The sequence below is a fragment of the Bacteroidota bacterium genome, assembly GCA_039111535.1.
Classification (GTDB): domain Bacteria; phylum Bacteroidota; class Rhodothermia; order Rhodothermales; family JAHQVL01; genus JBCCIM01.
In genome coordinates this window covers 24294-34034 of record JBCCIM010000048.1, presented here as the reverse complement: position 1 = coordinate 34034, position 9741 = coordinate 24294, and the positions used below count along the sequence as shown (strand labels likewise).

The following is a 9741-nucleotide window of genomic DNA, read 5'->3' as shown; positions in this document are numbered from 1 at the left end:
GCCAACCGCCAGTTTGACGATGAGTTGCCGGCGGGGCGTGTATTCCTGCAAAAAACCGAGGGCTATGACCGTAATGTAAACCAGGCTGGCGTTGCCCCAGGGCGAACGGCCAGAGCGTATCAAAAGCGCCAGATGGTTGCCTGCTGCCGGATCACTGGATCGCTGGATGATGCGAATAAGCGTTTCCTGGAAAAAGAAGTGTAGAACCAGGGAAGCAAGCGCGCTCAACATGGCAGCTACAGACAAGTAGTACAGCGTCTCTTTCAGGTAGAGGCGTTTGGGCCGTACTGCCAGGACAACAACGGCAACGATGAACGGCATAAAATACCGCAATTGCCGCACGATGTAGAAAAGACTGCCGGAATCCAACAGCAACTGAAAAGTCGTGTACCCACCTATGGCAAGCAGCAAGTAGAGAAAAGGGCGAGACGTGCGTAGAGAAAAATAGTAGAGCGTGCAAAGCACGGAAAAGAAAAGAATCAGCAGGTAGCTGGTTTCAAAGGTGTTGAGGGCGCCGCCGGCAAACGGGACCATAAATAGCTGCTGTAACGGAAGCAGCGCAAGAAACGCCGCGCTCCCGAGAATCAGCATCTCGATAAGGGCCAGAAAATTGATTTGCGGTATGTTTGCCGGGGACTTCAAACGGACGCTTTTTCTTCGATTTGACGCTGCATAACCTGCACCATGCGTTCGATATACTGTCGTGTCGAAAACCGGTTGTATACTGAAACCGGCGCGTGTAGAGAGATGACGTGATAAAGATTCGGACGATCTACAAGCTTTTTGATTTTTGCTACAAGCCCTTCAACGTCGCCAGGTTCGTAAAACAAACCAGTTTTCTCCTCTTCGATAACTTCAAGCAGCCCGCCTTTGTTCGAGGCAACCACCGGGCAGCCCCATGCGCCGGCTTCCACTGCAACCCTCCCAAACGATTCCCAGCGGGAGCAAATGAGTACAATGTGGGATCGCTGATACACAATCGAAGGATCATCAAGGTAGCCGAGCCACTCAATTTGATGCGTGACACCAAGCGATGTCGCGAGTTCATTAAACGCGACTTTGTTACGTTCCAGCCCGTCGCCAGCGACCAGTAGCCGGCCTGTAATACCACTCGCTTTCAATTGTGCAAGGGCCTGAATAGCATCAGCAATGCCTTTACTCGGGTTCAGGCTGCCCACCATACCAAAGACCACCTCTTTGTCGCGCGATGGCGGCTGCTTTTCGGGTGCAGCCGGCTTGTCCGCCAGAATACCGTTGTGTACAACTTCCATCTGCCCAGCCGGCAAGTATGCGCGTAGCGCGTCTTTCAACTGATGCGAATTGCACACAATAGTTGAGGCCGCCTTTTGAATGAAATTAAAGCTGCGCTGTGTGCCATAGTAAAACTTTCCGCCTGTGCCTTTGGGTATGAATTCCCTGATGTGCCACAGGTGGGGCACCCCCAGCACGCGGGCAATAAAGCCACCCATCGGGGTTGCACTGGTGTTGGTATAGACCAGATCTATAGGTGTATCTGCCAACTCTTTTTTGAGCTTGAAATACGTTTTGAGATTGGCACCAAACCGCAAAGCCGCTGCCAGCAGGAAATACTTCCCACCCATCCAGTTTTGGTGGCCCGTGATGCGTACTTCGATGTTGTTGGTGCGGAGGCGATCTGCAAGCGGACCTTCAGCCGGCAATGCAACGATAGGGTAGAATTGGGTTTGATCCAGGCCAAGGATGAGGTCCAGCAACGAGCGCTCGGCACCATACAGGGCAGCAGAGTGGGAGAAGAAAAGGATGATTCGTTTGCGTTGCATGTATTGTGTAGCCGAGACTGCTAACGTGATTATACCGCTACAGATAAGGTGGTTGCCAGTACTGCCTGGTACAGAGCCGCCAAGCGTTCGCCTTGCACTCGTGCGTCGTAGGCTTCTTCAATCTTCGCCCGGGCTGCCTGTGTGAGGGTATCCCAGTGGGCCGGGTTTTCAACGAGCCACAGCAAACCTGCAAACAACCCGTCAACATCTCGTTCCTCCGCCAGCAAGCCGGTTTTCTGGTGGGTGATGATATGTGGGATGTCGCAGTGGTACGTACTCACCACTGGCATCCCCGAGGCCATCATCTCAATAATAGAAACTGGTGCGCCACCCTCCGTGTCGCCGTCGCTGGCCGTTACGCTGGGCGCGAGATATACATGGTGCTGACGCGCTTCTTCAATCAGTCGGTCATACGACTGGTAGCCGAGCAGCTTGATGTCGTTGTCCAGGCCATTGTTCGCTATGGCGTCGAGAATTTTCTTTTTCTCAGCCTGGCTTGTGGCTTCCTTTCCCGCATCCCCAATGACGGTCACTTCAATGGGTACCCGCGCTTTCAATTTTGCGAGTGCTTTGATCCCGTAAGGAATACCTTTTTTCTCCCGAAAAGAAGAGGCAATCAAAACACGCAACGGTTTACCTGGCTGCCATGTGCGTGGCGCAAAGGCATGCTTGTCTAGTTCAATGCCGAGGTGTTGCACCCTGATTTTATCTCCGGGGCACCCGAGTTTCTCTACACATTTGCCCATGTGCGGTCCTTCGCAAAGCACGAGGCTGACGTGTTCGAAGAGCCGGCTGTAGCGGTCGAGCCACCGCGGGTCTTGTTTGGGCAGCTTGTTTACATCTGCACCGTAAAACGTGACCACGTGTTGGGCACCTACTTTTTTTGCGGCTTCCATGTCTTCCCAGCCATACGGACCAAAATGCGAGTGGATGATGCCGGCGCGCTCCTGCCTTGCTACACGGGTCAGTAAACTGATGTAGTTACGTACACCAAACTTGCGCAATCCTTTTTCCCAGTACCATCGCCATTTGGGTTCATTAGCTAGCGCATGGATGTGCGGCATGTTAAACTGTTCCAGGTTAGCTGTGCGGTGGCAAACGATATGCGGCACAACTGGGGCCGGCAAATACTTAACCTGGGTGTACATCCAGGTCTGGGTCTGGTGCAGCCAGGTAGGGAAGCTATGAAGGACTGGGACTTGCATTTTTCTTGTGACTCGCGCTGATAAGCTCGCGGATTTGTAAAACCGATGTTCTGTTAAAGGTCCACGTATACCCCGCATAAATGAGTATGCCAGTCAGAACGAGGCCGGCAAAGACCAGGGTATTGGCATCAAACGATGCCGGGATGAAAGACCGTATTGCAACAAGGATACCAAGCATAAGCAGACCGCCGAGCAATGGTTTCAGGGTTGCACGCAGTACCTTGTTTACAGGCAGGTCAATAAACCGCATCGGGATAGCCAGACTTGGTATAAAAAGGACAATACTGGTTGCCAGGTAGGCCCATGCCATACCTTCAATACCGTACTGGAGTCCGTATGTAAATGCGCCAATCACTATGGCGGCGCTAAAAATACCCCACTTGAGTAGTGCTTCTGTACGGTCCTTAATCAGGAAAATAGCCCCGACTGTGCTGTTGATAGATTGCAAGAGGCCAACGGGCGCCAGGATAACGAGTAATGTGATGACAGGGAGCCACTTTTCGCCGAGCACTACCTTTACAAAAGGATCCGACAGGACCATCACGCCGAGCATAAGCGGGAAGGTGACCAGCGAGACCGTTGCTGCAATTTGTAAGTATGCTTTGCTGATGAGCCGGTTGTCGTCCTGTACTTTAGAGAGGACAGGAAACATCACTTTGTTGATGATCCCGCTGATGTTCTGGATGGGATACACCATGATGCGATAGGCCAGCGTATAATACCCAAGCGCATCCTGCCCCAAATAGCGGCCAATCAGGAAATAATCTACGTTGCGTGCAATGTAATTCAGAATGGTATATCCCGTGTAGTTTAAGCTGTACCCGAGCACCCCTCTGATTTCCGGCCAATGGAAAGTGAGTGACGGCCGCCAGGTGGAGAATATCCACGAGAGGAGCGTGACACTGGTTGTTGCAACGAGGCTTTGTACAACAAGACTCCATACCCCGTATCCCATGAAGGCCAGCACAATGGCTGTAATTGCGCCGAGGATGGTTGAGCCGGCCTCAACGATGCCTATGGTCCCAAAGGCAATACTTTTTTCCAGGTACGTTTTGAGAGAAACGCCAATACCTGATATGGGGAAATTTAAGGCAAGGATCTGTAAAATCGGGGTAAGCCGGGGTTCATTGTAAACGCTGGCGATCCACGGCGCAATGAGGATGAGTACACCTGCAGCAAGGCTGCCGATGCCGGCGTTGACCCAGAAAATGCTCGACAAGAAGCGATCAGTTGCATCCTTTTTCTGAATGATGGCTACCCGCGTCCCAAAGTCTTTGAACAGGTCCACCATCCCCGTCACAACCAAGGCCATCGAGAGCAAGCCAAAATCGCCCGGTGCCAGGATGACCGCAAGCACGGTAAGCGCCCCAAACTGCACGAGCTGTTTGACCACCTGCGACAGGCTGGCCCATTGGACGCTTCGTACGGCTTTGTTTTTTAGTTGCATGGTGGGGTGGTATAGCGCAGCTTATTTGGCTGCCGGCTTTTGTGCAACCACCATGTACATCCAGGTCCACCGTTCTGTTTTGTCAATTTTATCCATGACATAAGATGCACCCTGAATCAGCAGCCCGATGGCATCAATAATCCTTAGCCATTTGAGGGGGCCTTTGTTGAGTCGGTATACGTTGTAAGTAAACAACTGTCCAAAAGTAACCCAGAAGCCAGACAATGCATTCAATTCAACAATTTCAAAGCCGGCTTTGTTGAACAGGTACTCCAGTCCGTATTTGCTATAACGATAGAAGTCGCGGGGTGCTTCGTGTACGTGCCAAATGAAGGGGACGCTGTATATCGCCATCCCGCCGGGTTTGAGCACCCGATAACACTCCGCTATCGCATCGTAAGGCTCTTCCAGGTGTTCGAGCACGGCGTTACATACCGCGCTTTCAAATTTGTCGTCTTCGACAGGTATTTCATATGCCGTGCCGTACAGGTCGATGTTGCTCTGGTCGTGCTGCGTAATGGCGTGATCCAGGCCAACATGGCTGGAAATATAGGGCGCAAATAAATCTTTGTACGGCTTGGTGCCGCACCCTATATCGATCATTTCGCCTTTCATATACTGAGAAGCACAGCGCTTCAATTCACGGTCGTGAATGGTGTAGATGAGCTTGTTTTTTAACTGATGTGCCATGCGTGCAGATTGGCGTTTTAGGAGGCAAATAGGGGGCGATTAATCTTAGAGCCTTCAGCCCAGTATCTCACCGATATGAATGCGCCAGCTTTTGGCCCATTGTTTAAATTCTAATGTTTTGTTCTGATAGCGGATCTGCTGAATATGGACAAAGCCACTGCTGGCCTGTACGACAAGTCCGTTATCTTTGACGTCAACAATTGCACCCGGGACAACTTCGAGGCTGTTGGTCATGTTTCTGTTTTTATCGCGGGCCTCAGCCTGCAATAACATGATCTTCTTGCCCCGAAAGAAAAAGTAAGCAGTGCCCGTGCGGCTCAGGTTCTTTATTCGTTCTGCTGAATGAAGATTCCAGAAGATTTTGCTGTGGATGGGCCGATTGTTTCGATAATACGAGACGCCGGCCGGATCCTGGGGCTTTAGTTCTCCCCGTCCTTGCAGGTAATAATCAGCAACATCCTGCACGAGGGCCGGCGTTTCTGCAACTATCTTGTTGTATAGATCGGCGTAAGTGAAGCCTGTAATGTCAAACCCGCGTTGTGCAACAATCGGGCCCTCGTCGAGCGCCGTTGTCATCACGTGTGCGGTGACACCGCTTTCCGTTTCCCCTTCCACTATGGTCCAGAAGTGCGGGTGCGCGCCTCTGAATTTTGGTAGCAGCGACGGATGAAAGTTGACCGCCTGTTTTTTGCCGATGTCGAGCAGGGGCTGTTTGAAAATTTGTGGGTAGGCTGCAGAAATGACCAGGTCGGGCGCCAATTTTTTGGCTTTGGCGATAAATGCTTCGCTGTTTACGTCGTCCTCCGTCCACAAAGGGACGTTGTATCGTGCAACCATGTTCAGTACGTCGCGCCGCTCGCGCCGACTGCGCCAACGGTGCATCAAGGCCGGGCCGATGCGCTTGAGCAGTTGAAAGAACGATCTGTGCTTTAAATCAACATGTTTTTTCCCTGAGAGTGCGCGTCTGAATGTAGCCCACCGCGCCGGCGTACCGAATACAACGGCAACAACCTCAAAGTCTGAGGCAAGCATGGGTTCGAGGTGGGCCATCCCGTAACGCGATCCATCTCCACAGAAAAAAATGACTCTCATGTAGCAGCAGGACTTAAATGGATACAGCGAGCTCTTTCTGGACAATTTTTGCGATCCGTACTGCCAGGTTTTCGGCTTGCACGTGAAGTTGCGGATACATTGGCAAACGAATCAAGGTCTCGCTGCAGTGCTCTGTGATTGGCAAGTCATCAGTACAGCCAAGTGTATTTCTGCCGTAAGGCGAAGAATGCAACGGTACGTAATGAAATGTAGCCTGAATGCCATCAGCTTTTATGGCCTTCAAGGTCGCCTGGCGGATTTCCAGGGACGGCATTTTGAAAAAGAAAATGTGGTAGTTGGTGTCGGCATAGAAAGGCACAACGGGGAGGGTAATCTGGCCGGCATCTGCAAGGGGTTGCAGTGCAGCGTAGTACGCGTCCCACACCTGTTTACGTTGTTGTTTGATTTCGTCTTTTCGGGCGATCTGTGCTTCCAGCAAAGCCGCGAGGATATCCGATTGGATATAGCTGCTGCCCTGGCTTACCCAGTTGTATTTGTCGACTTCGCCACGGAAGAACGCTGAGCGGTTGGTGCCTTTTTCTCGCACCAGTTCTGCTTTCTCTGCGATGGAGTGTTCGTTGGTCACAAACGCTCCGCCTTCACCAGACGTCAGGTTTTTCGTGTCGTGGAAGCTGAAGCATCCGATGTGGCCAATCGTACCAAGGGGTTTACCTTTGTACGTAGCATCAATGGCCTGGGCAGCGTCTTCGATCACGTAGAGGTTGTGGTCTTTTGCAAGTCCCATGATGGCATCCATGTCGCATGCCACGCCTGCGTAATGCACGGGGACAATGGCGCGGGTTGCCGGCGTGATTTTTTTCGCTATATCTGCCGGGTCGATGTTCAGGGTGTTCGGGTCAATTTCTGCAAAGACAGGTTTTGCACCCCTTAACACAACTGCATTGGCTGAGGAGACAAACGTGAAGCTGGGCATAATCACTTCATCACCGGGGCCGATGTTGAGTGCGATCATGGCCATTTCGAGCGCGTGTGTGCAAGAGGTTGTAAAAAACACGTGCGGCACATCCAGCCATTTTTGCAGGGTAGCTTCAACGCGTTTGCTAATCGGGCCGTCGCCGCGGAGGACGCCCTGTTCAAGGGCACGCGTTACGGCATCAATTTCAGTTTGCCCGATGCAGGGTTCATTAAAAGGAATGGATCCTTGTGCTGTTTTCATCAACGATACTCAGGGGATGGTGCACGCTAGAAAAGCTCGTGCACAGGTTCTTTTTCGAGAAGTAGCGAGAGATACGCGCCGTAAGAATTGTTTTTCATGGTTGCTGCAATCCGCGCGATGTCTTCTGGGCCGATCCAGTTTTGGCGGAATGCTATTTCTTCCGGACAGGAAATTTTGAGTCCCTGCCTGGCTTCGATGGTATGCACAAAGTTGTTGGCTTGTAGCAGTGATTCATGCGTGCCGGTGTCCAGCCAGGCCATGCCGCGGCCCATAATTGACACCTCCAGGTTGCCCTGCGCAAGGTAGACTTTGTTTACGTCTGTGATTTCAAGCTCTCCACGGGGAGAAGGTGATAGATTGGTTGCAATGTCAATGACCTGGTTATCATAAAAATACAGGCCGGTAACTGCGTAATTAGATTGCGGCTTCTCTGGCTTCTCCTCAATGCTTACCGCCTGAAAGTTCTCATCAAACGCAACAACACCATACCGATGGGGATCTTTAACATAGTACCCAAATACGGTGGCGCCTTCTGTTTTTTTGCTTGCCTGTTGAAGCAATTCGCTCAGACCGTGCCCGTAAAAAATATTGTCTCCTAAAACGAGGCAAACCGGATCGTTGCCGATGAACGCCTTGCCGATAATGAACGCTTGCGCCAAGCCTTCCGGGCGCGGCTGTTCCGCATAGGTGAACTGCACACCCCATTGGCTGCCATCGCCAAGGAGTTGTTCAAATCGCGGCAGGTCTTGCGGTGTTGAAATGACCAGAATGTCGCGAATGCCGGCCAGCATAAGCATAGACAGCGGATAATAAATCATCGGCTTGTCATAGACAGGCAGCAACTGCTTGCTTACAACGTGCGTGACGGGATACAGGCGCGAACCCGAACCGCCTGCGAGGATTATCCCTTTCATGGTTATTGCTTGGTTTTGGATGTGAGTCTTGGGCGGATAAATTTAGCGAGCGCCGACGGCGAGAAAGCTGTTGCAATCTCATCCAGTTTGGCTTCTTCTTCTTGTTTAGCACGCAAGTTTTCAAGTACACTCGTAACCAGGGCGAGTCCTACACCAAGGATTAGTCCGACAATAATACCCACTGCAATAAGCATCAGCCGGCGCGGACCGCTCGGTTTGATGGGGGGGACGGGCTTTTCGAGCAAAGTTATAACAGGCCGGCTCCGCTGCAGGTCAATTTCTGCCTGCGTCAATTGGGCCTGAAGGTCGCTGAATAATTCTGATTTGAACGTTACCTGGCGCTGCAAACGGGCTTGCTGGGTACGCAACCGCGCACTCTGCGGATTTGTGTTTCTGTCGTTGAAAAAGGCCAGGCTGTTCTCGGTAGACACAAGCGAGTCGCGCGCCACTTCGTACCGTTGCTTGATGAAGTTCAGATCGCGTTTGGCTTTCTGGGTGCGAATGGTTTCTATTCGTTCTACCAGATGCTCAACAAAACGCTGTGTAATGTCGCGTGAGAGGAAGGGGTCATGCGTTGTAGATGCAATGATCATCAGGCCGGTTTCCTGGTCGATGGCCGTGCCGATTAACTCGGAAATATATTTGATGGCCTCTTCTTCCTCTACGGTAGGGTAGGCTTGTGCCACACCTGCACTGGCTGCTGTGCGGTCAACGGGCGGCCTGATCGCTTTGATGATGGTGCCCGGCAGGCCAATGGTAAACCGCTTGACGTATGTTTTCCAATTTTCCCGGTTGGCGTATTCGGTGAAGGTCAGTGTTTGATCAATGTCCCGAAAGTAGAACGTATCGCGCACGACAGCGAGCCTTACCTCGCGGCTGCTAAGGACGTCGGGGTAGGCATCGGGTGTGAGGCCCGTGCTGGAGCCGCCAAGATTAAGACCGATACCGCTGAGCAGGGAGAGTCCGCCCAGATTACGCATGGAGTTGTCCGTTTCAACTTCGCGAATGACCTTTGCTGAAGCTGTGTATTTTGATGCCGAAAACAGCGCAAGCAGCAGGGCCAGGGTAGCGCAACAAAACGTTGTTGTGATGATCAGCTTCCGATTGCGTGCTACGATCAGTAACAGATCCAGTAAAGAGGCTTCCTGGGGACTTGAAGAATCTGCTTCTGTATTGGAATCGTTGTTTCGCGATGGGTGATTGGTATCGCTCATAGCCTGCAGGGGAGTGAAAATAAACGGCGGATACTGATGGTTGTTATTTGAGTGTCGTAACGTTTTGCGTCAGGCCGAATTGCGAAATTAAGGATAGGCTGATTAATTACATTTTCCGGCATAAACTGTTCCTTTTAAGCGATAGAACACATACGCTGCTTTGATGTTATATGCGCGGGTTTTGACATAAATTCCTGATAAAA

At 51.6% G+C, this 9741-nt stretch carries 9 protein-coding genes; all 9 read right to left on the bottom strand.

Annotated elements, in window-relative coordinates; genetic code table 11:
- Window positions 1–642 (bottom strand): hypothetical protein (locus tag AAF564_09845; protein MEM8485839.1); only part of this gene is annotated, 642 nt, incomplete at its 3' end.
- A complete protein-coding gene (locus AAF564_09840; protein ID MEM8485838.1) occupies window positions 639–1799 on the bottom strand; it encodes a glycosyltransferase family 4 protein in 1161 nt (386 codons plus the stop codon). The genes AAF564_09840 and AAF564_09845, both read right to left, overlap by 4 nt.
- Window positions 1800–1828: 29 nt before the next feature.
- Window positions 1829–3004 carry a glycosyltransferase gene (locus AAF564_09835; GenBank protein ID MEM8485837.1) on the bottom strand — a complete coding sequence of 392 codons (1176 nt, stop codon included), beginning with the start codon at window positions 3002–3004 and terminating at the stop codon, window positions 1829–1831.
- On the bottom strand, window positions 2982–4451 hold the full coding sequence (locus tag AAF564_09830; protein MEM8485836.1) for an MOP flippase family protein: 1470 nt from the start codon (window positions 4449–4451) through the stop codon (window positions 2982–2984). The genes AAF564_09835 and AAF564_09830 overlap by 23 nt, the downstream gene beginning before the upstream one ends.
- Window positions 4452–4472: 21 nt before the next feature.
- Window positions 4473–5141, bottom strand: coding sequence for a class I SAM-dependent methyltransferase (locus AAF564_09825; GenBank protein MEM8485835.1), 669 nt, complete (start codon window positions 5139–5141; stop codon window positions 4473–4475).
- A 54-nt stretch (window positions 5142–5195) separates the two neighbouring features.
- Window positions 5196–6233, bottom strand: coding sequence for a formyltransferase family protein (locus AAF564_09820; protein MEM8485834.1), 1038 nt, complete (start codon window positions 6231–6233; stop codon window positions 5196–5198).
- Between the two features lie 13 nt (window positions 6234–6246).
- Window positions 6247–7410, bottom strand: coding sequence for a dTDP-4-amino-4,6-dideoxygalactose transaminase (gene rffA / locus AAF564_09815; protein ID MEM8485833.1), 1164 nt, complete (start codon window positions 7408–7410; stop codon window positions 6247–6249).
- A gap of 26 nt (window positions 7411–7436) precedes the next feature.
- Window positions 7437–8330, bottom strand: a complete 894-nt coding sequence (rfbA, locus tag AAF564_09810) for a glucose-1-phosphate thymidylyltransferase RfbA (protein ID MEM8485832.1) — start codon at window positions 8328–8330, stop codon at window positions 7437–7439.
- Complete coding sequence (locus AAF564_09805; GenBank protein ID MEM8485831.1) at window positions 8327–9538, bottom strand: Wzz/FepE/Etk N-terminal domain-containing protein; 1212 nt, start codon at window positions 9536–9538, stop codon at window positions 8327–8329. Before AAF564_09805 ends, rfbA begins: the two co-directional genes overlap by 4 nt.
- Between the last annotated feature and the right edge of the window lie 203 nt (window positions 9539–9741).